General features: G+C 71.8%; 24 protein-coding genes. 17 read left to right on the forward strand and 7 right to left on the reverse strand.

The annotated features are described in order from the left end of the window. Positions 1 to 38 precede the first annotated feature (38 nt). On the forward strand, positions 39 to 2,177 hold the full coding sequence (locus AB0M99_RS09485; RefSeq protein ID WP_365918308.1) for a primosomal protein N': 2,139 nt from the start codon (positions 39 to 41) through the stop codon (positions 2,175 to 2,177). A gap of 244 nt (positions 2,178 to 2,421) precedes the next feature. On the opposite strand, the gene AB0M99_RS09490 is transcribed toward AB0M99_RS09485, so the two are convergent. Next, positions 2,422 to 2,952 carry a hypothetical protein gene (locus tag AB0M99_RS09490; protein ID WP_365918310.1) on the reverse strand — a complete coding sequence of 177 codons (531 nt, stop codon included), beginning with the start codon at positions 2,950 to 2,952 and terminating at the stop codon, positions 2,422 to 2,424. A gap of 282 nt (positions 2,953 to 3,234) precedes the next feature. Here AB0M99_RS09490 and fmt point away from each other — a divergent pair, with 282 nt between their 5' ends. Together fmt and AB0M99_RS09500 are read left to right on the forward strand one after the other, a co-directional pair. Continuing rightward, positions 3,235 to 4,179 carry a methionyl-tRNA formyltransferase gene (gene fmt, locus AB0M99_RS09495; protein ID WP_365918312.1) on the forward strand — a complete coding sequence of 315 codons (945 nt, stop codon included), beginning with the start codon at positions 3,235 to 3,237 and terminating at the stop codon, positions 4,177 to 4,179. 60 nt (positions 4,180 to 4,239) lie between these two features. Continuing rightward, positions 4,240 to 5,724, forward strand: a complete 1,485-nt coding sequence (locus AB0M99_RS09500) for a transcription antitermination factor NusB (protein ID WP_365918314.1) — start codon at positions 4,240 to 4,242, stop codon at positions 5,722 to 5,724. A gap of 28 nt (positions 5,725 to 5,752) precedes the next feature. Here AB0M99_RS09500 and AB0M99_RS09505 read toward each other — a convergent pair whose 3' ends face one another. Beyond that, positions 5,753 to 6,751, reverse strand: a complete 999-nt coding sequence (locus AB0M99_RS09505; RefSeq protein ID WP_365918316.1) for a nuclear transport factor 2 family protein — start codon at positions 6,749 to 6,751, stop codon at positions 5,753 to 5,755. Positions 6,752 to 6,847: 96 nt separating this feature from the next. On the opposite strand from AB0M99_RS09505, the gene rpe reads away from it, so the two are divergent. From rpe to AB0M99_RS09530, 5 genes are all read left to right on the forward strand, one after another. After that, positions 6,848 to 7,534, forward strand: a complete 687-nt coding sequence (gene rpe / locus AB0M99_RS09510) for a ribulose-phosphate 3-epimerase (RefSeq protein ID WP_365918318.1) — start codon at positions 6,848 to 6,850, stop codon at positions 7,532 to 7,534. Between the two features lie 124 nt (positions 7,535 to 7,658). Then, the gene (locus AB0M99_RS09515) at positions 7,659 to 8,672 is read left to right on the forward strand and encodes a sugar-binding domain-containing protein (RefSeq protein ID WP_365918498.1); all 1,014 of its coding nucleotides are present in this window, start codon (positions 7,659 to 7,661) and stop codon (positions 8,670 to 8,672) included. Between the two features lie 127 nt (positions 8,673 to 8,799). Continuing rightward, on the forward strand, positions 8,800 to 9,021 hold the full coding sequence (locus AB0M99_RS09520) for a CarD family transcriptional regulator (RefSeq protein ID WP_365918320.1): 222 nt from the start codon (positions 8,800 to 8,802) through the stop codon (positions 9,019 to 9,021). Positions 9,022 to 9,085: 64 nt separating this feature from the next. Continuing rightward, positions 9,086 to 9,541: a ribonuclease domain-containing protein gene (locus tag AB0M99_RS09525; protein ID WP_365918323.1), complete on the forward strand. Its 456-nt coding sequence runs from the start codon at positions 9,086 to 9,088 to the stop codon at positions 9,539 to 9,541. Next, positions 9,538 to 9,963, forward strand: coding sequence for a barstar family protein (locus AB0M99_RS09530; protein WP_365918325.1), 426 nt, complete (start codon positions 9,538 to 9,540; stop codon positions 9,961 to 9,963). Before AB0M99_RS09525 ends, AB0M99_RS09530 begins: the two co-directional genes overlap by 4 nt. A gap of 145 nt (positions 9,964 to 10,108) precedes the next feature. Here the strand turns inward: AB0M99_RS09530 and AB0M99_RS09535 are convergent, their stop codons facing one another. The 5 genes from AB0M99_RS09535 to AB0M99_RS09555 form a co-directional block, all read right to left on the reverse strand. Further along, positions 10,109 to 10,594 carry a group II truncated hemoglobin gene (locus tag AB0M99_RS09535; protein ID WP_365918327.1) on the reverse strand — a complete coding sequence of 162 codons (486 nt, stop codon included), beginning with the start codon at positions 10,592 to 10,594 and terminating at the stop codon, positions 10,109 to 10,111. After that, entirely contained in the window at positions 10,591 to 10,920 is a 330-nt protein-coding gene (locus tag AB0M99_RS09540; RefSeq protein ID WP_365918329.1) for an antibiotic biosynthesis monooxygenase family protein, read from the reverse strand. Before AB0M99_RS09540 ends, AB0M99_RS09535 begins: the two co-directional genes overlap by 4 nt. Positions 10,921 to 11,002: 82 nt before the next feature. Further along, the gene (locus tag AB0M99_RS09545) at positions 11,003 to 11,512 is read right to left on the reverse strand and encodes a hypothetical protein (RefSeq protein WP_365918331.1); all 510 of its coding nucleotides are present in this window, start codon (positions 11,510 to 11,512) and stop codon (positions 11,003 to 11,005) included. Positions 11,513 to 11,572: 60 nt separating this feature from the next. After that, the gene (locus AB0M99_RS09550) at positions 11,573 to 13,312 is read right to left on the reverse strand and encodes an FAD-dependent oxidoreductase (RefSeq protein ID WP_365918333.1); all 1,740 of its coding nucleotides are present in this window, start codon (positions 13,310 to 13,312) and stop codon (positions 11,573 to 11,575) included. Continuing rightward, entirely contained in the window at positions 13,309 to 13,581 is a 273-nt protein-coding gene (locus AB0M99_RS09555; protein WP_365918335.1) for a UBP-type zinc finger domain-containing protein, read from the reverse strand. Before AB0M99_RS09555 ends, AB0M99_RS09550 begins: the two co-directional genes overlap by 4 nt. Before the next feature lie 282 nt (positions 13,582 to 13,863). Here AB0M99_RS09555 and AB0M99_RS09560 point away from each other — a divergent pair, with 282 nt between their 5' ends. Genes AB0M99_RS09560 through AB0M99_RS09600 form a run of 9 tightly spaced genes read left to right on the forward strand, consistent with a single transcriptional unit; the run spans position 13,864 to position 22,261 of the window. Next, positions 13,864 to 14,688: a type 1 glutamine amidotransferase domain-containing protein gene (locus AB0M99_RS09560; protein WP_365918500.1), complete on the forward strand. Its 825-nt coding sequence runs from the start codon at positions 13,864 to 13,866 to the stop codon at positions 14,686 to 14,688. Between the two features lie 44 nt (positions 14,689 to 14,732). Then, entirely contained in the window at positions 14,733 to 16,400 is a 1,668-nt protein-coding gene (locus tag AB0M99_RS09565) for a thiamine pyrophosphate-binding protein (protein ID WP_365918337.1), read from the forward strand. 22 nt (positions 16,401 to 16,422) lie between these two features. Further along, positions 16,423 to 16,854, forward strand: a complete 432-nt coding sequence (locus AB0M99_RS09570) for a nuclear transport factor 2 family protein (RefSeq protein WP_365918339.1) — start codon at positions 16,423 to 16,425, stop codon at positions 16,852 to 16,854. Positions 16,855 to 16,878: 24 nt separating this feature from the next. Further along, positions 16,879 to 17,334 carry a nuclear transport factor 2 family protein gene (locus AB0M99_RS09575; protein ID WP_365918341.1) on the forward strand — a complete coding sequence of 152 codons (456 nt, stop codon included), beginning with the start codon at positions 16,879 to 16,881 and terminating at the stop codon, positions 17,332 to 17,334. 13 nt (positions 17,335 to 17,347) lie between these two features. Further along, positions 17,348 to 17,737 carry a nuclear transport factor 2 family protein gene (locus AB0M99_RS09580; RefSeq protein ID WP_365918343.1) on the forward strand — a complete coding sequence of 130 codons (390 nt, stop codon included), beginning with the start codon at positions 17,348 to 17,350 and terminating at the stop codon, positions 17,735 to 17,737. Positions 17,738 to 17,750: 13 nt separating this feature from the next. Continuing rightward, entirely contained in the window at positions 17,751 to 19,376 is a 1,626-nt protein-coding gene (locus tag AB0M99_RS09585) for a GMC oxidoreductase (protein ID WP_365918345.1), read from the forward strand. Next, positions 19,369 to 19,983 (forward strand): DJ-1/PfpI family protein, encoded by a 615-nt coding sequence (locus AB0M99_RS09590; RefSeq protein WP_365918347.1) that lies wholly within the window; start codon positions 19,369 to 19,371, stop codon positions 19,981 to 19,983. Before AB0M99_RS09585 ends, AB0M99_RS09590 begins: the two co-directional genes overlap by 8 nt. Then, positions 19,983 to 20,438, forward strand: coding sequence for a VOC family protein (locus tag AB0M99_RS09595; protein ID WP_365918349.1), 456 nt, complete (start codon positions 19,983 to 19,985; stop codon positions 20,436 to 20,438). The genes AB0M99_RS09590 and AB0M99_RS09595 overlap by 1 nt, the downstream gene beginning before the upstream one ends. Continuing rightward, positions 20,435 to 22,261: an AGE family epimerase/isomerase gene (locus AB0M99_RS09600; RefSeq protein ID WP_365918351.1), complete on the forward strand. Its 1,827-nt coding sequence runs from the start codon at positions 20,435 to 20,437 to the stop codon at positions 22,259 to 22,261. The genes AB0M99_RS09595 and AB0M99_RS09600 overlap by 4 nt, the downstream gene beginning before the upstream one ends. Positions 22,262 to 22,297: the final 36 nt, after the last annotated feature.

Here is a 22,297-nt window from a genome sequence, read left to right on the forward strand (position 1 = left end):
CCGAACGGCCCCGGACCTTCTGGTCCGGGGCCGTTCGCATGCCTTCGCTGTCAGCGGGGTTTGGTAAGAATGCTGGTGTGAGCAGCGCGAACGATTCCCCGCCGGAGCAGCTGGCGCTGATCCGGGAGATGGTCGCCGAGGCGAAGGCCAAGGCGCCCAAGGCCAAGCCCCGCACCTGGCGCGGGGCCGCCGTCGCCGAGGAACTTCCCGTTGCCCGCGTCCTCGTGAACAAGGGCGTGCTCCACCTCGACCGGCTCTTCGACTACGCCGTTCCCGCCGAGCTCTCCGAGTCCGCCCAGCCCGGCGTCCGCGTCCGGGTCCGCTTCGGCGCCGGCTCCCACCGGGTGCACGGCGGCCGCCGCGAGGGCGGCGGGCTCATCGACGGCTTCATCGTCGAGCGGCGGGCCGAGTCCGACTACAACGGAGCCCTCGCCGCCCTCGCCCAGGTCGTCTCGCCCGAGGTGGTGCTCGGCCCCCGCATGCTGGCCCTGGCGCGGGCCGTCGCCGACCGCTACGCCGGCAGCCTGGCCGACGTGCTCCAGCTCGCCCTGCCCGCGCGCAGCGCCCGCGCCGAGGCCAAGCCCTCGCCCGAGCCGCTGCCGCCGCCCGCCGCCCCCGAGCCCGGCGGCTGGGAGCGCTACGGCGCCGGCCCGGGCTTCCTGCGCGCCCTGGCCACCGGCGGGACGCCCCGCGCCGTGTGGACCGCCCTGCCCGGCCCCGGCTGGGCCGACGAGCTGGCCCGCGCCATGGCCGCCACCCTCGCCTCCGGGCGCGGCGCCCTGGCCGTCGTACCCGACGGCCGCGCCGCCGGCCGCGTCGACGCCGCGCTCACCGCCCTGCTCGGTGAGGGGCGGCACGCGCTGCTCACCGCGGAGTCGGGCCCCGAGAAGCGCTACCGCCAGTGGCTCGCAGTCAGCCGGGGCTCGGTGCGCGCCGTCGTCGGCACCCGGGCCGCGATGTTCGCTCCCGTACAGGACCTCGGGCTGGTCGCCGTCTGGGACGACGGGGACTCCAGCCACAGCGACGACCGAGCCCCCTTCCCGCACGTCCGCGAGGTGCTGGAACTGCGCGCGGTCACCGACGGCTGCGGCTTCCTCGCGGGGAGCACGAGCTGCACCGTCGAGGCCGCCCAGCTCGTGGAGTCCGGCTGGGCGCGGCCGCTGGTGGCGAGCCGCGAGACTGTCCGCGCGTACGCGCCGCGGATCCGGACGGTCGGCGACGAGCTGCTGGCCCGCGACGGCGCCGCCCGGGCCGCGCGGCTGCCGAGCCTGGCGTGGGAGACCGTACGGGAGGGGCTGAAGACCGGGCCCGTACTGGTCCAGGTGCCCCGGCGCGGCTACGTGCCGCGGCTCGCCTGCGAGCGGTGCCGGACACCCGCGCGCTGCACGGTCTGCGCGGGGCCGCTGGAGGCACCCGACGAGCGGGACCTGCACTGCGGATGGTGCGGGCGGGCCGAGCCGGCGTGGCACTGCGAGGAGTGCGGGTCGTTCCGGCTGCGGGCCCAGGTGGTCGGGGCCCGGCGGACCGCCGAGGAGCTGGGGCGGGCGTTTCCGGCGGTGCCGGTACGGACCTCGGGGCGCGACCACGTGCTCGACGAGGTGCCGGACCGGCCCGCGCTGGTGGTGTCCACCCCCGGCGCCGAGCCGGTCGCGGCGGGCGCCGGGTATGCGGCGGCACTGCTGCTGGACGGCTGGGCGATGCTGACCCGGCCGGACCTGCGGGCCGGGGAGGACGCGCTGCGGAGGTGGATCTCCGCGGCTTCGCTGGTACGGGGGGACGGGCAGGTCGTCGTGGTCGCCGAGCCGACGCTGCGGCCGGTGCAGGCGCTGGTGCGGTGGGACCCCGTCGGGCATGCGGTGCGGGAGCTCGCGGAGCGGGCCCAGCTCGGCTTCCCGCCGGTGTCCCGCATGGCGGCGGTGGCCGGCCGCGGGGAGGCGGTGGAGGCCTTCCTGGCCGGCGCCGGGCTCCCCGCCGATGCGGAGATCCTCGGCCCGGTGCCGATGCCGGGGCGGCGCGGTGAGCCTTCGGCGGGGGAGCGGGCGCTGGTGCGGGTCCCGCCGGGCAGCGGCGCCGCGCTGGCCGCGGCCCTGAAGTCGGCCCAGGCGGCCCGGCTGGCGCGGGGCGTTCCGGCGGCGGAAGCGGTCCGGGTCCGCATCGACCCCCTGGACATCGGCTGAGCCCCGCCGCCACTCGGGCGGAGCCGGCCGGGCGGCGCACCGGGCTCCGCCCGGACCCGGTCCTCAAACGCCGGACGGGCTGGATCTGCCTTGCGGTCGCGGGTACGCGCAACGCCGACGGGCTGGATCTGCCCTGCGGCGGCGGGTACGCGGAACGCCCCCGGTGGGGCGGCCGGGGGGTCGCTCCGCCGGGGGCGGGGTGGTGCGGGGCCGTCGGGGGTCGGCGTCCCGGCGGCGGGGTGGGTCAGCCGTTGCGGGGGCCCGGGAAGGCCGAGGAGCGGGACGCGCCCGCGGCCGCGGGCTGGGATTCCTCGCGCATCGGCTGCGGCGGGACCGAGCGGGCCGCAGGGACCGTGGGCAGGGGGCCCAGCGGCCGGGTCGTCGTACCCTCGGCAAGCTGCTCGCGCTCGGCGGACTCGGCGCTCTGCGCGCGCCGGGCACCGTAGCGCCGGTGCACGGCCTGCTTGGTGACCCCGAGCGCCGAGCCGACCGCGTCCCACGAGAAGCCGAGCGAGCGGTCGAAGTCCACCGCGGCGGTGACCAGCGTCTCGACGCTGTCCCGCAGCTCCTGCGCGAGGCGGACGGTGGGCGCGGGCGCCCGGCCGTAGACGACGAAGCCCGTGGAGGGACCTGAGCGGCGCGGGCGGTACACGTTGCCGAGCTGGGCGGTGAGCGTACGCAGAGCATCCACCTGTCGGCGGACCCGCTCGATGTCCCGCACCAGGAGGTGCAGGCTGGCCCGTGCTTGGGCGTCGTGGGTGGCGTGGTCGGCCATGAAGAAGCCTCTCGAACCGGTGCTGAAGAGCGGATCGGGCCGCAGACACCGTTCAAACGCGGCCCGTTTCGGTCAATCTCTCTTGACCAACGCGCCACCCGGCGCCCAGGTCACGCTGTGGGGGCGTGTCGGCATATGCGAGAGGCGCGCGTGTGTGCGTACGCCCCCTCGCGGCCCGGCCGGCGCCCGGCCGCGGACGCGGCATGACCGCAGGTGGGCCGCCCACCTGACAGCCCATAGACTGGTGCGCTGCTGACAGCCGAGATAGCGAGGTAGACACCGGTGAAGCTCGTCTTCGCAGGCACCCCCGAGGTCGCCGTACCTGCCCTGGACGCCCTGATCGCCTCCGGGCGCCACGAGGTCGCCGCCGTCGTCACCCGTCCGGACGCACCGGCCGGCCGCGGCCGCCGCCTCGTCGCCAGCCCCGTCGCCGAGCGCGCCGAGGAGGCCGGGATCGAGGTCCTCAAGCCCGTCCGCCCGCGCGACCCCGAGTTCCAGGCCCGGCTGCGCGAGATCGGCCCCGACTGCTGCCCCGTCGTCGCGTACGGGGCGCTGATCCCCAAGAGCGCCATCGAGATCCCCCGCCACGGGTGGGTCAACCTGCACTTCTCGCTGCTGCCCGCGTGGCGCGGGGCCGCGCCCGTGCAGCACTCGATCATGGCGGGCGACCAGGTCACCGGGGCCTCCACCTTCCAGATCGAGGAGGGCCTCGACTCCGGACCGGTCTACGGGATCCTGACCGAGGAGGTCAGGCCCACGGACACCAGCGGCGACCTGCTGACCCGGCTCGCCTTCGCGGGCTCCGGTCTGCTGACCGCCACCATGGACGGCATCGAGGACGGCACCCTGCACGCCGTCCCGCAGCCCGCCGAGGGGCTCTCGCTCGCGCCGAAGATCACCGTCGAGGACGCCCGGATCGACTGGAACGCCCCGGCGATGCGCGCGGACCGCGTGGTGCGCGGCTGCACGCCCGCGCCCGGCGCCTGGACCGTCTTCCGCGGCGAGCGGCTCAAGCTGATCTCGCTGGCACTGGTGACCGACCGCACGGACCTGGCGCCCGGCGTGCTGGCCCCCGCCAAGAACAACCTCTACGCCGGCACCGGATCGCACGCCGTGGAGCTGCTCTGGGTGCAGCCGCAGGGCAAGAAGCCGATGAAGGGCGCCGACTGGGCCCGCGGGGTGCGCATCGCGCCCGGCGAGCGGCTCGGCGGGGCCGACGTAGGCTGAACCGAGCCGTACCTTCCGTTTTCACTTCTGAGCACCTCGTAACCCCGGAGCACCTTTCACGTGAGCGAACAGCCTCGTCAGCCCCGTCGCCGACCCGCCGCAGGCGGGGGCGGCAAGCCGTCCGGCAAGCAGGCCAAGCCGTACCGGCGCCCGCAGAAGGACCCCGTCCGGATGCTGGCCTTCGAGGCGCTGCGGGCCGTGGGGGAGCGCGACGCGTACGCGAACCTCGTCCTGCCGCCGCTGCTGCGCAAGGCCCGCCAGGACGAGAACTTCCAGGCGCGGGACGCGGCACTGGCCACCGAGCTGGTGTACGGGACGCTGCGCCGCCAGGGGACGTACGACGCGGTCATCAAGGCCTGCATCGACCGGCCGCTGCGCGAGGTCGACCCGCCGGTGCTGGACGTGCTCTCGCTCGGCGCGCACCAGCTCCTGGGCACCCGGATCCCCACCCACGCGGCGGTCTCCGCGAGCGTGGAGCTGGCCCGCGTGGTGCTCGGCGACGGACGCGCCAAGTTCGTGAACGCCGTCCTGCGCAAGATCGCCGCGCACGACCTGGACGGGTGGCTGGAGCGGGTGGCCCCGCCCTACGAGGACGACGCCGAGGAACACCTCGCGATCTACCACTCCCACCCCCGCTGGGTGGTCAGCGCCCTGTGGGACTCCCTCGGCGGCGGGCGCGCCGGCATCGAGGACCTGCTGGAGGCCGACAACGAGCGGCCCGAGGTCACGCTGGTGGCGCGGCCGGGCCGGTCCACCGCGCAGGAGCTGCTCGAAGCCGTGGGCGAGGACTCGGCGCTGCCGGGCCGCTGGTCCCCGTACGCCGTGCGGATGTCCGAGGGCGGCGAACCGGGCGCGCTGGAGGCCGTGCGCGAAGGCCGCGCCGGCGTCCAGGACGAGGGCAGCCAGCTGGTGGCCATGGCCCTGGCGGCGGTACCGGTCGAGGGCCGCGACGGGCGCTGGCTCGACGGGTGCGCGGGCCCGGGCGGCAAGGCGGCGCTGCTCGCGGCGCTGGCCGCGCAGCGCGGGGCGTTCCTGCTGGCCTCCGAGAAGCAGCCGCACCGGGCGCGCCTCGTCGAGCGGGCGCTCGCCGGCAACCCGGGGCCGTACCAGGTCATCACGGCCGACGGCACCCGCCCGCCGTGGCTGCCGGGCTCCTTCGACCGGGTGCTGATGGACGTCCCGTGCTCCGGCCTGGGCGCGCTGCGCCGTCGGCCGGAGGCGCGCTGGCGGCGCCGCCCGGAGGACCTGGAGGGCTTCGCGCCGCTCCAGCGGGCGCTGCTGCGGGAGGCCCTGTCGGCGGTCCGGGTGGGCGGCGTCGTGGGCTACGCGACGTGTTCGCCGCACCTGGCGGAGACCCGTGTGGTGGTGGACGACGTCCTCAAGGGCCGGGGCGCGGGCGCGGCCGCCGTCTCCGCTGAGCTGATCGACGCCCGTCCGTACATGAGCGGCGTACCGGCCCTGGGCGACGGCCCGGACGTCCAGCTGTGGCCGCACCTGCACGGCACGGACGCGATGTACCTGGCGCTGATCCGCCGCACGGGGTAACGCCCGGGGCCGGTGCGGGGGGCCCGGCTCAGAACATGGTGTTGCCGTTCTCGGAGGTGGGCGGGACGACCTGGAGGACGTCCCAGTGCTCGACGATCTTCCCGCCCGCGTCGAAGCGGAAGATGTCGATGCCCGCGTACTCCTCGTCGGGCCAGACCTGGCGGCAGTGCAGTACGACGTGGTCGCCGTCGGCGAAGGCGCGCCGGTACTCGACGCGCTTGCCGGGGTACTCGGCGGCCATGCGCTCGAAGTAGTCGATGAACGCCTGCTTGCCGTCGCCGACGTGAGGGTTGTGCTGGATGTAGGTGTCGCCGACGTACTGGTCGACGGCTTCGGCGGGGAGGCACTGGTTGAACATCAGGTCGTAGAAGGCCTTGGCCGTGGCCTTGTTCCGTTCCGGGTCGCTCATGGCGCCACCGTAGGTCCGCCGGCCCGGCCCCGCAGGGGGGACAGGGCCAGTGACGACGGCGGCGTTGGCGCGCAGGAGGCCGTCCCGGTCGCCGCGGCCGATCAGCGCGGGCAGCACGCTCTGGGAGCCGATGTCGGAGAACACGGTCGCGCAGCCGCCCAGCAGGACCACGGCGTAGAGCTGGGCGAGGGTGAGCGCGTCCAGCCACCGGGCGAGGGGGAGCGAGGCGAAGACGGCGGCGCGGGCGAGGTCCGCGGCGATCAGGACCCGGCGGGTGCGCAGGCGGTCCACCCAGGCTCCGGCGGGCAGGCCTATCAGGAGGAAGGCGGAGGTGGCCAGCGCGGCCAGGGCGCCGACCTGGGCGGGGCTCGCGTCGAGGGCGGTGAGGGCGAGCAGGGGGACGGCCACGTGGCCGGTGTTGGTGGCGAGCTGGTTGAGGGTGGTGGCGGTGAACAGGGTGCGGAAGTCCCGGCTGTGCCAGGGGCCGCGGGCGGGGGTGGAGGGGACGGCCGTGGTGGCCTGGGTCATGCGGGCTCGCTCCTCGGTGCGGTGGATCCCGGCCGCTCGGACGTCCGGGGGCTGGGCCTTACCGTGCAGGACCGCGATCTCGAAGGACAAGTGAAAGGATCTCCATGATCACTTAAGCAACGCTACGCGTACGGCGACTTCCGGGGTCGTGGCCGGAACCCGCCGACGGCATGGCACGCTTGGGGCATGGCCGTTCAGATCAATCCCAGCATCCTGTCCGCCGACTTCGCCCGACTCGCCGAGGAGGCGAAGGCCGTCGAGGGGGCCGACTGGCTGCATGTCGACGTCATGGACAACCATTTCGTCCCGAATCTCACCCTCGGTGTGCCGATCGTCGAGTCGCTGAGCCGTGCGACGGACATTCCGCTGGATCTGCACCTGATGATCGCGGACCCCGACCGGTGGGCTCCCCAGTACGTCGAGGCCGGTGCGGGCTCCGTCACCTTCCACGCCGAAGCCGCGGCCGCGCCCGTGCGCCTCGCGCGGGAGATCCGGGCCAAGGGGGCCAGGGCGTCCATGGCGCTCAAGCCCGCGACCCCCATCGAGCAGTACGAGGACATCCTTCCCGAGCTCGACATGGTGCTGATCATGACGGTCGAGCCCGGCTTCGGCGGCCAGCCCTTTCTCGACATCATGCTGCCCAAGATCCGCCGCACGCGTGAGCTGATCGCCAAGCACGGCCTTGAGGTGTGGCTCCAGGTCGACGGCGGGGTCTCGGCCTCGACCATCGAACGCTGTGCCGAGGCCGGCGCCGACGTGTTCGTCGCCGGCAGCGCGGTATACGGAGCGGTCGACCCGTCGGCAGCCGTACGTACGCTCCGCGAACAGGCGGGCGTGGCCGTCGCCGCGGCGCCCTGGGCTTGCGACCACTGAACCAAGGGTTGGTGAACAGCTCGGTGAACGGAAGCTGTCCAGGCTGATCAACAGTCGTTGGATCTGACAGGATGAACGGCGAGTCGAGAGTGTGAACAGCAGTGAGGAGAACGCGGTGTCTGCAATGTCGGCGGGACGGTCAGCCCTGCGGATGGGACCCGCGGAGCTGGTGCAGGCGGCGGCCATGGCGCGCCGCTTCTACCTGGAGGGGAAGTCCAAGATCCAGATCGCCGAGGAGTTCGGCGTGAGCCGCTTCAAGGTGGCGCGGGTCCTGGAGACCGCCCTGGAGCGCGACCTCGTACGGATCGAGATCCGGGTGCCGGCCGATCTGGACGCGGAGCGCTCCGACGCGCTCCGCGCCCGCTACGGGCTGCGGCACGCGGTGGTGGTCGAGTCCCCGGCCGACGCCACGGAGGACGCGCCGGACCCGGAGAACCTGGGTGCGGTCGCCGCCGACCTCCTCGGCGAGCTGGTCAACGAGGGCGACGTGCTCGGGCTGGCGTGGGGCCGGTCGACCATCCACATGGCCGCCTCCCTGCACCGCCTGCCCCCCTGTACCGTCGTCCAGCTGACCGGGGTGTACGACGCGGGCACCGCCGAGCGCGGGTCCGTGGAGGCCGTACGCAGGGCCGCCCAGGTCTCGGGCGGCGACGCGCACCCGATCTACGCGCCGATGCTGCTGCCCGACCCGGCCACCGCGGCCGCGCTGCGCAGCCAGACGGGGATCGCGCGGGCCTTCGAGTACTTCGACAAGGTCACGGTCGCGGCGGTGTCGATCGGCTCCTGGGAGCCGGGCATCTCCACAGTCCACGACATGCTGACCGACGAGGAGCGGGCGCACTACGCCTCGCTCGGTGTCGCGGCCGAAATGTCCGCCCACCTGTTCGACGCGGAGGGTCGCCGGGTGGGCCGGGACCTCGGCGAGCGGTGCATCACCGTGGAGGCGGACCGGCTGCGGCGCATCCCCGAGGTGGTGGCCATCGCCGGCGGGCTGCGCAAGGCGTCCGCGATCGGGGCCGTGCTGCGGTCGGGGCTGGTCACCAGCCTGGTCACGGACACGGCCGTCGCGGACTACCTGCTGACCGAATCGGCGCCCGGGCTGCGTCCGGCTCTGGAGCGCGCCGACCCCGACGAGTGATTGTTCGGATTGTTCGGACGAATGGCGCCCAAACACGGCTCCGCGGTGTTCGCCGATGCGGATGGTGCCGCAATTGAGATCCGAACGGCGGACCGTGCGGGGGCCTCTGGGGCGCATACTGGTTCCAATGACAAAGTCAGCAGTACCTCGCCGCCATTTGCCGTCCAGCCCGTTCAAGGCTCCCGTGGAACCGCCGGTACGGCAGTTCAGCGTGGGTGACCGGGTTACTCACGACGAACACGGTCTCGGCCGTGTCGTCGGTATTGAGGAGGGGATCGCTGTCCTCGTTGACTTCGGTTCGGTCCAGAAACGCGTCCTGAGCCCCTACACCAAGATGGCTGCTCTCTGAGGCTTCGGCCGGTGCGGGCATTACGCGATTCGCGAGCGAATCGGATATTTGGCACGATCGGTGCATGATCTTTCGGAACGTGCCCCGATCGTTGCTGCGCTTGCTGGGGGCCGTGTTCCTCTGCGCGGCGCTGGTCGGTGCGGTGGGATGCGGCGGGAAGAATCCCGCGCCCGCCGCCAGTGCCGCCTCCGCGGGTGCCGTCGCGCCCTCGTCGTCGGCGCCGACGCCCGGCTGGGCGAAGGGCATGGCGACCGTACGGGCTGCCGCGCTGCCGCAGCAGGCCCAGGAAGTGCTCGCGCTGATCGACAAGGGCGGGCCGTACGCCTACCGGCAGGACGGGACGGTCTTCGGGAACTTCGAGAAGGTCCTGCCCAAGCAGAAGCGCGGCTACTACCACGAGTTCACGGTGAAGACGCCGGGGGAGCGGGACCGCGGGGCACGGCGGATCGTGACCGGTGAGGGTGGGGAGTTCTACTACACGGACGACCACTACAAGACCTTCAAGGCGGTTCTCCGATGACTCTGGACCCGCAGCCGCTGGACCCTGCTCTCGCCGCCGCCGAGGAGGCCGGCTGGACGACGCTGCGCCTGGACCTGGACGGCGTACGGAGCAAGGCCGGGCTGATGCGGCGGTGCGGGGACGCGCTGCGGGTGCCGGAGTACTTCGGGGGGAACTGGGACGCGCTGGCGGATGCGCTGCGGGACCTGTCGTGGCTGGGGGACGCGGAGCCGCCGGGGCGGCTGTTGGCCGTGACCTCGTGGCGGGGGTTTGCCGCTGCGCGGCCGGATGACTGGGACACGCTGCGGGAGGTTCTGGAGCAGGCCGTGGACTACTGGCGCGAGGGCGAGGGCGAGGGCGAGGGCGAGGGCGAAGGCGGTGGGGCCGGGCTGACCGTGCTGGTCGCCGAGGCGCCGAGGCGCGGGCCGACCGCCGGACGCTGAGGCGCGGGTGGTGTGCGGGGCTCCGCCCCGGACCCCGCGCCTCAAACGCCGGCGGGGCTGGATTTTCACCCCGTGGCGCCGAAAGCGGCCGGCGGGGCTGGATGTCACCCCGTGACGCCGAAAGCGGCCGGCGGGGCTGGATCTGTCAGCCCTTCGGGATCCAGGGCGGGGTCTGGCCCCAGGACCAGACGGGGATCTCGGCCGCGTCGACCGGCGGCGGGTTGGGGCCCGAGTAGATCAGGGCCATGCGGGTGCCCCACTCGATGTAGTACGCGAACACCGCGCGGAACTCCGGGTCCGTCGGCAGACCGACCTCGTCGGCCGTGTCCATCAGCAGGTCCACCCAGCGGCGGCGTTGCGTCTCGGTGATGCCGCGGCCAAGGTGTTTGGTGGCCATGTGCTGGTGGCCGCCGTGCAGGGCCGTGTACTGCTTCGGGCCGCCGAAGACCTCCGACAGCCAGACCGCGACGTGCTGGGGGTGCTCCGAGTCCATGCCCGCGAAGACCGGGGCCAGGATCTCGTCCCGCAGGGCGTGGGCGTAGAAGGCGTCCGTGAGGCGGTCCATCGCCTCGGCCCCGCCCATCCACTCGTAGATGGTCGGAGTGGTGCCGGGTGTGGTGCTGCTGCTCATGACTGTTCGGCGGCCTTTCCCGGACCGGCCACCGCGGTGACGAGGTAGTGCTGCATCTCCTCGATGGCCGTCACGTACGGACGGATCGCGCTGAAGAACGCCGGGAAGTGCTCGCCCTTGCGGAATCCGTTGAGGTGGGCGTCGACGGAGGTCCAGCGGATGCGCAGGATGTAGCGCTCCTTCTCCTCCTCGCAGCGGGCGAGTTCGTAGTCGATGCACTCGGGTGAGGCGGCCAGGGCCTCGGCCGCCTTCCGGTACGACTCCTCGAAGGCGGGCTGGTCGTCCAATGCGATCCGGTAGCGGATGTATTCGACGGTCGTGGTCATGGTGCGTGCCTCTCCCTGGGACCGGGTACGGGTCGCCGCCAACCCTTTCGGGATCATGCGCGGGTGTGGGGCGCTTTCCTCCTTATGACGCAGACTTCCTGGAGTCTGTGACATCGGGGCCCTGCGCGCGGACCTGCTGCACCTTGGCCAGGGAGTCCCGCAGCTCCGTGAGCCACTCGTCCGTGTTGCTCCCCACGAGGCGGACGCACCAGGCCAGCGCGTCGGCGCGGCTGCGCGCCACGCCGCCGGCGACCAGGGTGTCGAGGACCTGGCGTTCGGGCTGGCGCAGGCGGGTCATCACCGGGACCGCGAGGTGGGTGAAGACGGTCCGCTCGTCGCCCGACTGCACGGCCCACGCGACCTTGCGGCGGTAGAGGCCCTCCGCCTCCCGCGCGACCTCGATGCGCTGTTCCCGCGTGCGCTCGCGGAACTCCTTGACCGACTCGTTCGCCGGGAGGGTGCCGACGACCGTGATCTCCTCGCGGTCGACGGCGACCTCGGTCAGGGACTCGTAGACGTCCACCGGCAGGCGGTCCGCGAACCACTTGCGAAGCTGCTCGCCCTGCTGCTCGTTCAGCTCGGATGTAATCATGTAATCAACGTTGCATCCGCTGTGGGCTTGATCGCAAGCGGTTCGCGTCCGCGTTCGCTCTCAGCCCATCGAGCGGTACCGGTGGATCAGCGACACCGCCATCGCGCCCTCGCCCACGCCCGAGGCGACCCGCTTGACCGAGTGGGCGCGGACGTCGCCCGCCGCGAAGACGCCGGGGACGCTGGTCTCCAGGGGGTAGGGAGCCCGCTCCAGGCTCCATTCCTCCGGGAGCTCGCCGCCGTTGGAGATCAGGTCGGAGCCGGTGAGCACGAATCCGTACTGGTCGCGCTCCACGACGCCCGACAGCCAGTCGGTGTGCGGGCGGGCGCCGATGAAGGTGAACATGAAGCGCGCCGGGATCTCCTTGTCCTGGCCCGTGCGCGAGTCGTGCAGGGTGATGCGCTCCAGGTGTTCGTCCCCGTCCAGGGCGACCACCGTCGTGTGGACCCGTACCTCGATGTTGGGGGTGCGCTCGATCTCGTCGATCAGGTAGCGGGACATGCTGGCGTCCAGGGACTGCGCGCGGACGAGGATCGTGACCCGGGCCGCGTACTTGGCGAAGTGCACCGCCGCCTGGCCGGCCGAGTTGGCGCCGCCCACGATGAACACGTGCTGCGAGATGCACGCCGAACTCTCCGTGGTGGCCGCCCCGTAGTACAGGCCGGCGCCCTCGAAGCGGTCCGCGCCCGGGGCCTGGAGGCGGTTGTACGAGACGCCCGTGGCCAGGAGCACCGTCTCGGCGCTGATCTCCGTGCCGTCCGCCAGGGTCAGGATCTTCGCCGGGTCGTCGCGGGTCAGCGAGACGACCTCCACCGGGTGCAGGATCTCGGCGCCGAACCGGGATGCCTGGATGGTGGCGCGCCGGGTCAGGTCCCCGCCGGAGAGGCCCGAGGGGAAGCCGAGGTAGTTCTCGATCAGGCTGGACGTGCCCGCCTGGCCGCCCGGGGCGCGGGAGTCCAGCATGAGGGTGGACAGGCCCTCGGAGGCCGCGTAGACGCCCGCGGCCAGGCCCGCGGGGCCCGCGCCGACGATGACGCACTCGTAGTGCGGGCGCGAGGCGGTGGTGGCCAGCCCCAGGCGCTGGGCGAGCTCGGTGTCGGTGGGCGCCGAGAGCACCGAACCGTCCGGGAAGCGCACCAGCGGCAGCGCCGCGTCGGCCCGGGCGGCGGCGATCACGGTCAGCGCCTCGGGGTCGCGCTCGACGTTCAGGAAGCGGAACGGCTGGCCGTTGCGGGTGAAGAAGTCCCGGACGGCGTGGGTGCCGGGGGAGACCAGGTGGCCCGCGACGATGATCCCGTCGTACGCCGGCCGGTAGGTGGCGAGCCAGTCGGAGAGCAGGTCGTCGAGCACGGGGAAGAGCCGCTCGTGCGGCGGGTCCCAGGGCTTGAGCAGGTAGTAGTCCAGGCGCACGCGGTTGATGGCGGTGATCGCCGCGTCCGTCTCCGCGTACGCCGTCAGCAGCACGCGGCGGGCGTCCGGGAAGCGGCTGACGGCTTCGAGGAGGAACTCGACCCCGGTGACGTCGGGCATCCGCTGGTCCACGAGGAACAGGGCCGGGTCGTGGCCGCGTTCGTCGAGGGAGTCCAGGATCTTCAGGGCGTCGGCGGCCGAGGAGGCGCCGAGCACCCGGTAGCGGTCGCCGTAGGCGCTGCGCAGGTCCCGGCGGACCGCGCGCAGCACCTGCGGGTCGTCGTCCACGGCCAGGATGACGGGCTTCCTGCTCTCCGCGTGCGCGGTCGCGGCCGCCGGGGCGTCCGTCCGGGCGTCCGTCCGGGGCGCGCTCTCCGGGGCGGCGCTCATGCCGGGTCCAGCATCAGCTTGTCGGCGTAGCACCAGGCCCATTCCTCGCCGGGCTCGTGCGAGGCGGCGATGGGGTGCTCCGTGGTGCCGTAGTGCCGGGTGGCGTGACGGTTCTTCGAGGAGTCGCAGCATCCGACGTGCCCGCAGCTCAGGCACATCCGCAGGTGTACCCAGCTGTCGCCGGAGGCGAGGCACTCCTCGCAGCCCTCGGTACCGGGCTTCACCGGACGTATCTGATCGGTGTGTCGGCACAACAGGTCCATCGTCATCGTCCCCGTCCCTCTCCTCGTGCGCGTTCACCAACGCAGCCCTCGCGCCCGTGATTCACGGCGCGTCCAGACCATAGGACGGGCCCTCGGTAATGGTTCAGCGATTCGGACGAAGTCAGGTAGTCCTGGAGCTACTTCATGACGTCGGTGCGCGACTTCCTGAGGTGCCCCCACGACCTGGGCCGCTACCTCACCAAGTCGCACACCGGCGCTTTGACGCAGGCCCCGGGCCCGGCCAGTGTGGGGGACGCCAACGACAACAGGCGGCGCCTGGAGGAATCCGTGAGCAGAAAGATTCTGGTCATTGTCTCCGAACACGGTTACTGGGCCGAGGAACTGATAGGCCCCGTGTCCAAGTTCGACGAACAGGGCTATGAAGTCGTATTCGCCACGCCGACCGGAAAGCGTGCGCACGCTCTTCCGCCGAGCCTCGACGCTAACTACATCGATCCTCCACTGGGGCGCTCGGTCACCACCGAGGAGAACGCCCGGCTGGGGCGCGAGTTCGAGCAGTCGAGCCGGCTCGACTCGCCCCTCGACATCGAGGCGTGGGCGCCCGAGCGTCCCTACACCAGCGACCCGGCCTACCTGCCCAAGCTGGAGCAGTACCACCGCGATCTGGACAAGCTGCAGGCCGACATCGCCGGCTACGACGCGATCCTCGTGGTCGGCGGCAGCGGCCCGATCGCCGACCTCGCCAACAACGAGCGCGTGCACGCCCTCATCCTGGCCTTCAAGAACGCCGGCAAGGTGGTGGCCGCCGAGTGCTACGGGGTCGCCTGCCTGGCCTTCGCCCGGGACTGGGGCGACCGCAGGAGCATCATCTGGGGCAAGCACGTGACCGGCCACTGCAAGGAGTACGACTACAAGGACGGCACCGGATTCCTCGGCACCGATTTCAACATGGGGCCGCCGCCGTACCCGCTGGAGTACATCCTGCGCGATGCCACCGGGCCGCGCGGGGCGTACCACGGGAATTTCGGGCACCCGCTGTCGGTGATCGTCGACTTCCCGTTCGTGACCGGCCGTTCCACCCCCGACTCGTATCTCACGGGGCAGAAGATCGTGGAAGTCCTGGAGAACGGTCTCACCCGGTACGGCTGGTAATTCCGGAGCGTCCCGGAAACACGCGGGCAAGGAGGGGGAGTTCGATGAGTTCCGAAGCCACTCCCGGACGGGAAAGGCTGATCGAGCAGTTCAAGGCCGACGGTCTGAATGTGATGTTCGGAAATCCGGGGACGGTGGAACAGGGATTCCTCGACGCGGTGGACGCGGCGGAGGACTTCACCTACATCCTCGCCCTACAGGAGACCGTGGCAGCCGGCATCGCCGATGGCTACGCCCGGGCCACCGGCGGCGCGGCCCTGCTCCAGCTCCACTCCGGGGTCGGGCTGGGCAACGGCATCGGGATGCTCTACCAGTCGCTGCGCGGCCACACCCCGCTGGTCGTGGTCGCCGGTGACGCCGGGGTCCGCTACGACGCCATGGACGCGCAGATGGCGTGCGACCTGGTGGCGATGGCGAAGCCGGTGACCAAGTACGCCACCCGCGTCACCGACCGGAACTCGGTGCTCCGCACCATCCGCCGGGCGGTCAAGATCGCCCTGACCCCGCCGCGGGGCCCGGTGTTCGTGGCGCTGCCGATGGACGTGCTGGACGAGCTCAACTCCGAGCCCGTGCTGCCCGCCACGACGGTGCTCACGGACGTGGCGCCCTCGCCCGCCTCGGTGGGGCGGGCGGCCGGGCTGCTCGCCGCCGCCGAGCGGCCGGTCGTCCTGGTCGGCGACGGGGTCTCGCTCTCCGGCGCGCAGAAGGAGCTCGCCGCCGTCGCCGAGCTGCTCGGCGCCGACGTGTACGAGGTGGACTCCTCCGAGGTGAACATCGCGGCCTCGCACCCGCTGCGCCGCGGCCAGACGGGCCACATGTTCGGCCCGCACAGCAAGGAGCTGATCGGGGACGCGGACGGGGTGCTGATCGTCGGCACCTACGTCTTCCCCGAGGTGTTCCCCGAGCTGGAGAGCCCCTTCCGGCCGGGCGCGAAGGTCGTGCACATCGACCTCAACGCGTACGAGATCGCCAAGAACCACCCCGTCGACCTCGGGATCGCCGCCGACCCCGGGCAGGCGCTGCGCGCGCTGGCCGGCGTACTGGAGCAGGTGCGGACCCCGCGGCAGCGGGCGGCGGCCTCGGCCCGGCTGGACACGCGCACCAGGGAGCGGGCCCGGGCCGTCCTGCCGGCCGGGGACGGATCCGGGGACGGGGGCAGGGCCGACGGCTCGCCGATGGCGGTCTTCCTGCGGACGCTCGCCGAGCGCACCGCCGGCGACCTGATCGTCTTCGACGAGGCACTGACCACCTCCCCGCTGGTGACGAAGTACCTGCCGCCCGAACGGCCGGGCGACTACCACCTGACCAGGGGCGGCTCGCTCGGCGTGGGCTTCCCGGGCGCGGTCGGCGCCAAGCTCGCCCACCCGGACCGGCTCGTCGTCGGCTTCGCGGGCGACGGCGGGTCGATGTACACGTACCAGGCGCTGTGGACCGCGGCCCGGCACGGCATCGAAGCCAAGTTCGTGGTCTGCAACAACCGCAAGTACCGCCTGCTGGACGACAACATCACCCAGTACTGGCGGGAGCGGGAGATACCCGAGCACGGCTTCCCGGGCTCCTTCGACCTCTCGCACCCCGAGATCGACTTCGCCGCACTGGCCAGGTCGCTCGGCGCCGGCGGGATGCGGGTGGAGAAGCCGGACGAGGCGATCGCCGCCGTGGGCCGGATGCTGTCCCACTCCGGGCCGTTCCTCGTCGACATCCAGATCTGACACCTAGAAAAGGAGGGACCGCATGCCCGCCGAGCGGCTGACCGAGGACGCGATCCGCGCTTTCGCCGACAAGTGGTACGTGGCCCTGGACCAGCACCTCCCGCCGGAGCAGGTGCTGGCCCTCATCACCGAGGACCTGGAGTTCAAGGTCCCGGAGGACACCTTCCTCGGGTACGAGGGCTTCGGCCGCTGGTACGCGGCCGTCACCAACCGGTTCTTCGACGAGGTGCACACGGTCACGAAGGTCGAGCCCGTCATCGAGGGCGAGCGGGCCGTCGTCCGGGTCCTCGTGAACTGGCAGGCCAAGATCTGGGACCCGCCGGCCGCCCGCAGCCAGTGGCTCGGCTTCGACGCCGACCAGACCTGGACGGTGGTGGCCGGCCCCGACGGACTGCTGATCAAGCAGTACACCGTCAACGACCTGGCGCCGATGCCCGGTTCCGGCTCGCTCTGAACCGCCGGCGAAGGAGGAGCGACGATGACCGAAGTGACACGGGAGCGGGTCGAGGCGGCGTACGCGGCCCTCGGCTCGGGCGACCGGGCGCGCATCCTGGAGTACTACTCCGAGGACCTGCGCTGGCTGGTGCCGGGCAACCACCCGCTCGCCGGCTGGTACGAGAGCCTGGACGCCTTCCTGGAGCTGATGGGCCAGACCCACAAGCTGACGGGCGGCACCTTCCGGATGGACCTGGAGGCGGTCCTCGTGGGCGAGGACTGCTCCGCGGACGTGTGCCGCAACGTCGCCCTGCGCGGCGGAGCGGCCGAGGGGTCCCGGTCCCCGTACGAGCGGATGGACTACCCGGTCTTCCACTTCATGCGCTGGCGGGGCGGCCGGATCGTCGAGGGCCGCGACGGGCTCTTCGGCGACTCGGCGACCGCCTTCAGCCAGTTCTGGGCGCCGTTCGCGCCGGACGGAACCCGTAGGGACCGATAGGGGGATGTGCGCGATGGATGCACGCGAGACCAATACCGAAGTCCTGCGCAAGTACTACGAGTACGCCAACGCCGGGGACTGGGACCGCTGGTGCGACCTGTTCGCCGACGACCAGGTCATGGACGAGCAACTGGCCGGCCACATCGAGGGCCTGGAGGTCCTGCGCTCGATGATGAAGGGCATGGGGACGATGTACCGCGTCTTCCGCAACGAGCCCGTGCACTTCGTCGTCGACGGGCAGGGCGAGAAGGCCGCGGCCGTCTCCCACCTGACCGCGGTCAGCGCCTCGGGCGAGGCCATCGAGGCCGAGGTCATGAACTTCTTCCGGATCGTGGACGGAAAGATCGCCTACATGGCGAACTACCACGACACGGTTCCCTTCCAGGTGCTGAGCCAGGGCTGAGGGGGTCTCCATCGTGGCCATCACCGAAGCGGACGAGTACGACTACGTGATCGTGGGCTCCGGCACCGCCGGCAGCGTCCTGGCCAACCGGCTCTCCGAGGACCCCGACGTCTCCGTCCTGGTCCTGGAGGCGGGCGGCTCCCGCATCCCGCCCGAGGTGGACGACCCGTCCTCCTGGTACAAGCTGCTCGGCGGTCCCGTCGACTGGGGCTACACCAGCGTCCCGCAGCCCGGCCTCGACGGCCGCCGCACCTACGAGCCGCGCGGCAAGGCCCCCGGAGGCAGCAGCAACCTCTACATCATGATGCACATCCGGGGCCACGCCTCGGACTTCGACAACTGGGCCTACCAGGGCGCGGCCGGCTGGGCGTACGAGGACGTGCTCCCGTACTTCGCGCTCCTGGAGGGCCAGGAGGACGTCACCGCCGCCACCACCGGAACCCGCGGCCCGCAGCGGATCACCAACGCCGGGCAGCACGGCCCCAACCCGGTCTCCCGCGCCTTCATCGACGCCGCCGTCGAGCTCGGCCACGAGGAGATCGCCGACTTCAACACCGACGGACCCCGGCGCGGGCTCTTCGGCACCGGCTGGCACCACATCGACGTGGCCGACGGCCGCCGCCAGGGCGTCCTCGCCGCCTACCTGGAGCCGGCGCTGGAGCGCCCCAACCTGACCCTGCGCACCAGCGCGCAGAGCACCCGGCTGCTCTTCGACGGTGACACCTGCACGGGCGTCGAGTACGTCCAGCTCGCGCCGCCCGCCGAGTTCCCGGGGCGGACCGTCCGCGACGGCCACAGCGGCACCCCGGCGCCCGGACCGCACACCGTACGGGCCCGCCGGGAGGTGCTCGTGGCGGCCGGGGCGATCGAGTCCCCGAAGCTGCTGCTGCTCTCCGGCATCGGCCACCCCGAGCAGCTGCGCGAGCACGGCATCGCGCTCACGACGGCCCTGCCCGGGGTCGGCGAGAACTTCCACAACCACGTGCTGACCGGGCTGATGGCCGAGGTCACCCAGGAGCTCCCGCCGCCGGCGCAGAACCTGTCGGAGAGCGCGCTGTTCCTCTCCTCACGGCCCGGACTGCCCGCCCCGGACCTGCAGATCGCCTTCGTCCACGTGCCCTTCGACGTGATCGTCGGCCAGGACCACCCCAACACGGTGTCCATCCTGCCCGGCGTCGTACGCCCGGTCTCGCGCGGCTGGATCAGGCTGGCGAGCGCCGATCCGCTGGCGCACCCGCTCATCCATCCGAACTACCTGGGCGACCGCTGGGACCTGGAGCGCATGGTGCAGGGCGTCAAGACCGCCCGCGACATCTTCGCGACCTCGGCCTTCTCGCCCTGGTACAAGCAGGAGCTCCAGCCGGGGCCCGGCCACATCTCCGACGCGGACCTGCGCACCTTCGTGAAGCAGAAGTCGGAGAGCTACCACCACCAGGCCGGCTCCTGCCGCATGGGCATCGACGACCTCTCCGTCGTCGACCCCGAGCTGCGGGTGCACGGCGTGCGCAACCTGCGCGTCGTCGACGCCGGCGTGATGCCCGCGGTCCCGTCGGGCAACTGCCACACCGCCATCGCGATGATCGCCGAGCGCGCGGCGGACTTCCTCCGCGCTTCGAACAGGGGGGTTCCCCGTGCCTGACGCCGTGCTGCGCGAGGGAGCGCTGTCCGGGACCAGGATCGCGGTCCTGGTCGAGAGCGACTTCTACGAGCCCGAGATCTTCTACTACCAGCACCGCTTCGCCGAGGAGGGCGCCGAGGTCGACTTCCTGACCCGGCTGTGGGGCAACGACTCCATCACCTTCACCGGCCACGAGTACCGGGCGCCGTTCACCGCGAGCCGGTCCCTGGAGGGACTGGGCGACGAGGAGCTGCGCCGGTACGCGGCGCTCATCGTGCCCTCGGGCATGGTGGCCGACCGGCTGCGCTACACCGAGGACGTGGAGGTCCTCGCGCCCGCGACCCGGCTGCTGCTCCGGGCCTTCGAGGAGCCGACGGTCCTCAAGGGGATCATCTGCCACGGCATGTGGCTGGCCTCCTCGATCCCGGACAAGGTGCGCGGCCGCAAGGTGGTCTGCCACAACAACCTCATCGGTGACGTCCGCAACATGGGCGCCGAGTACGTCGACGAGGACGTGGTGGTCGACGGAGACCTGGTCACCGGCCGCACCGGCGCCCACCACCACCTGTTCGCCCGCCGGATCATCGACCTGATCGCGGCCGGGCGGGGTGCGCGGGGGGCCGGCTGATGGCCGGGCTGCGGTGGTCGCACGTGGGCCTGAACTGCACGGACCAGAAGACCACCGAGGAGTTCTACACCCGGTACTTCGGCTTCACCCGGGCCCGGGTGGTCGACCTGGGGGAGGCCCGGATCGTGTTCCTGCGCCAGGGGGACGCGTACCTGGAGCTCTTCGCGGCCGGCAGCGAACCGGCCCGCGAGGCGCACGACGACGGGCCGCAGGCCCCGGGGCGGATGCGCCACCTGGCCTTCCAGACCGACGACGTGGACGCGTTCCTGGCATCGCTCGGCGACGCGGCCGAAGTGACCCTGGGGCCGCTGGACTTCGACGACTTCATCTGCGGCTGGCGGACCGTGTGGGTCCGCGACCCCGACGGGGTGATCGTCGAAGTCAGTCAGGGATTCGAGGACGACCGCTCCCACGACCGCTCTCACGAGGGCTCTCACGACAAGGACGGTGCATGACCATGGCGGACGCCGTGAGCTTCTCCTTCTCCGACACCATCGCGGGCTACGTCGGCCGCTTCGACTCCGGGACCAGGCTGCTGCGGCTGAAGACCTCGGACGGCCGCGAGTTCGACGTATCGCTGGCCGGCGACCCGAGCGCCGAGCTGGTCCGCAACCTCGACGAGCCCTACATCGACGCTTCCGGGCACATCGACGAGATGCTCTCGCCGGGCCGCTTCCTCTTCGTCTACGGGGTCCACTACCCCGAGCACGGCGGCCGCTTCGACGCCAAGCGCCTGGTGTTCCTGGGCCGCGGCGCCGAGGACTTCCGCTTCGAGGAGCCCAGCTGGTGGGTCAAGCAGATCGAGTCGCTGGCCGACTTCTACAAGCGGGCGCAGTTCGGCGACGGGCCGGTGGACTTCACCGAGTACCGCACCGAGATCCGGCTCGGCGGCGACAAGACCGCCAGCCACGTCCAGGAGACCGACACGATCTCCCGCCTGGTCTACGGCATGGCCTCGGCCTACCTGCTGACCGGCAAGGACGAGTACCTGGAGGTCGCCGAGCGCGGCACGGAGTATCTGCGCAAGCACATGCGGGTCGTGGACGGCGAGGAGGACGTGGTCTTCTGGTACCACGGCATCAGCGTCGACGGGGACACCGAACGCAAGCTGTTCACCTCGGAGTTCTCCGACGACTACGACGCGATCCCGATGTACGAGCAGATCTACGCGCTGGCCGGGCCCATCCAGACGTACCGGGTCACCGGTGACATCCGGATCAAGAACGACGCGGACGCCACCATCCGGCTGTTCGACAAGTTCTTCTTCGACCCGGAGCAGGGCGGCTACTACTCGCACATCGACCCGATCCTCTTCAGCGCGGACCACGAGTCCCTGGGCGAGAACGCCGAGCGCAAGAACTGGAACTCGGTCGGCGACCACGCGCCCGCCTACCTGATCAACCTGTACCTGGCGACCGGCGAGCAGAAGTACGCCGACTTCCTGGAGTACACCTTCGACACCATCGCGGACAAGTTCCCGGACTACAAGAACAGCCCCTTCGTCCAGGAGCGCTTCAACCGCGACTGGTCCCACGACAAGGCGCACAGCTGGCAGCAGGACCGCGCGGTCGTCGGCCACAACCTGAAGATCGCCTGGAACCTGATGCGGATGAACTCGCTGAAGGCCAAGCCGGCGTACGAGGAGCTCGCCCGCAAGATCGGCGAGATCATGCCGGCGGTCGGCAGCGACGTCCAGCGCGGCGGCTGGTACGACGTCGTGGAGCGGGTGAAGCGGGGGGACCAGGAGACGTATCGTTTCGCCTGGCACGACCGCAAGGCCTGGTGGCAGCAGGAACAGGCGATCCTCGCCTACCTCATCCTGGGCGGCACGGTCGGCGGCGACGCGTTCCTGCGCGAGGCCCGGCAGGCGCAGTCCTTCTACAACACCTTCTTCCTCGACCACGACGAGGGAGCCGTCTACTTCAACGTGCTCGCCAGCGGTACGCCGTACCTGCTCGGCACCGAGCGGCTCAAGGGCAGCCACTCGATGTCCATGTACCACTCGGCGGAGCTCTGCTACCTCTCCGCCGTCTACAACAACCTGCTCATCAACGGCCGGGAGATGGACTTCCACTTCCAGCCCGACCCGACCAACCTGCCCGACCGCGTGCTGCGCGTCTCGCCCGACCTGCTGCCCGCGGGCTCGGTGCGGATCGCCTCCGTGGAGATCGACGAGAAGCCGTACGAGGAGTTCGACGCGGACGGGCTCACCGTCCGCCTCCCCGACGTACAGGGCCGGGTCAAGGTCAAGGTCCGGCTGCGGCAGGTGACTTCATAGCGCTCAACGGGGGGCGCCCCAACATGAGGGGAAAGC

It is taken from the genome of Streptomyces sp. NPDC051183 (genome assembly GCF_040682455.1).
Classification (GTDB): Bacteria; Actinomycetota; Actinomycetes; order Streptomycetales; family Streptomycetaceae; genus Streptomyces.

What these genes read in the sequence shown, in the direction of transcription:
- AB0M99_RS09485 (WP_365918308.1), top strand. Translation starts at nt 39, where the DNA reads ATGCCTTCGCTGTCAGCGGGGTTTGGTAAGAATGCTGGTGTGAGCAGC.
- AB0M99_RS09515 (WP_365918498.1), top strand. Translation starts at nt 7,659, where the DNA reads ATGTCGGCGGGACGGTCAGCCCTGCGGATGGGACCCGCGGAGCTGGTG.
- AB0M99_RS09575 (WP_365918341.1), top strand. Translation starts at nt 16,879, where the DNA reads ATGACCGAAGTGACACGGGAGCGGGTCGAGGCGGCGTACGCGGCCCTC.
- AB0M99_RS09565 (WP_365918337.1), top strand. Translation starts at nt 14,733, where the DNA reads ATGAGTTCCGAAGCCACTCCCGGACGGGAAAGGCTGATCGAGCAGTTC.
- AB0M99_RS09550 (WP_365918333.1), bottom strand. Translation starts at nt 13,312, where the DNA reads ATGAGCGCCGCCCCGGAGAGCGCGCCCCGGACGGACGCCCGGACGGAC.
- AB0M99_RS09540 (WP_365918329.1), bottom strand. Translation starts at nt 10,920, where the DNA reads ATGACCACGACCGTCGAATACATCCGCTACCGGATCGCATTGGACGAC.
- AB0M99_RS09535 (WP_365918327.1), bottom strand. Translation starts at nt 10,594, where the DNA reads ATGAGCAGCAGCACCACACCCGGCACCACTCCGACCATCTACGAGTGG.
- AB0M99_RS09600 (WP_365918351.1), top strand. Translation starts at nt 20,435, where the DNA reads ATGACCATGGCGGACGCCGTGAGCTTCTCCTTCTCCGACACCATCGCG.
- AB0M99_RS09525 (WP_365918323.1), top strand. Translation starts at nt 9,086, where the DNA reads ATGATCTTTCGGAACGTGCCCCGATCGTTGCTGCGCTTGCTGGGGGCC.
- AB0M99_RS09490 (WP_365918310.1), bottom strand. Translation starts at nt 2,952, where the DNA reads ATGGCCGACCACGCCACCCACGACGCCCAAGCACGGGCCAGCCTGCAC.
- AB0M99_RS09520 (WP_365918320.1), top strand. Translation starts at nt 8,800, where the DNA reads ATGACAAAGTCAGCAGTACCTCGCCGCCATTTGCCGTCCAGCCCGTTC.
- AB0M99_RS09595 (WP_365918349.1), top strand. Translation starts at nt 19,983, where the DNA reads ATGGCCGGGCTGCGGTGGTCGCACGTGGGCCTGAACTGCACGGACCAG.
- AB0M99_RS09580 (WP_365918343.1), top strand. Translation starts at nt 17,348, where the DNA reads ATGGATGCACGCGAGACCAATACCGAAGTCCTGCGCAAGTACTACGAG.
- AB0M99_RS09545 (WP_365918331.1), bottom strand. Translation starts at nt 11,512, where the DNA reads ATGATTACATCCGAGCTGAACGAGCAGCAGGGCGAGCAGCTTCGCAAG.
- AB0M99_RS09555 (WP_365918335.1), bottom strand. Translation starts at nt 13,581, where the DNA reads ATGACGATGGACCTGTTGTGCCGACACACCGATCAGATACGTCCGGTG.
- AB0M99_RS09530 (WP_365918325.1), top strand. Translation starts at nt 9,538, where the DNA reads ATGACTCTGGACCCGCAGCCGCTGGACCCTGCTCTCGCCGCCGCCGAG.
- rpe (WP_365918318.1), top strand. Translation starts at nt 6,848, where the DNA reads ATGGCCGTTCAGATCAATCCCAGCATCCTGTCCGCCGACTTCGCCCGA.
- AB0M99_RS09570 (WP_365918339.1), top strand. Translation starts at nt 16,423, where the DNA reads ATGCCCGCCGAGCGGCTGACCGAGGACGCGATCCGCGCTTTCGCCGAC.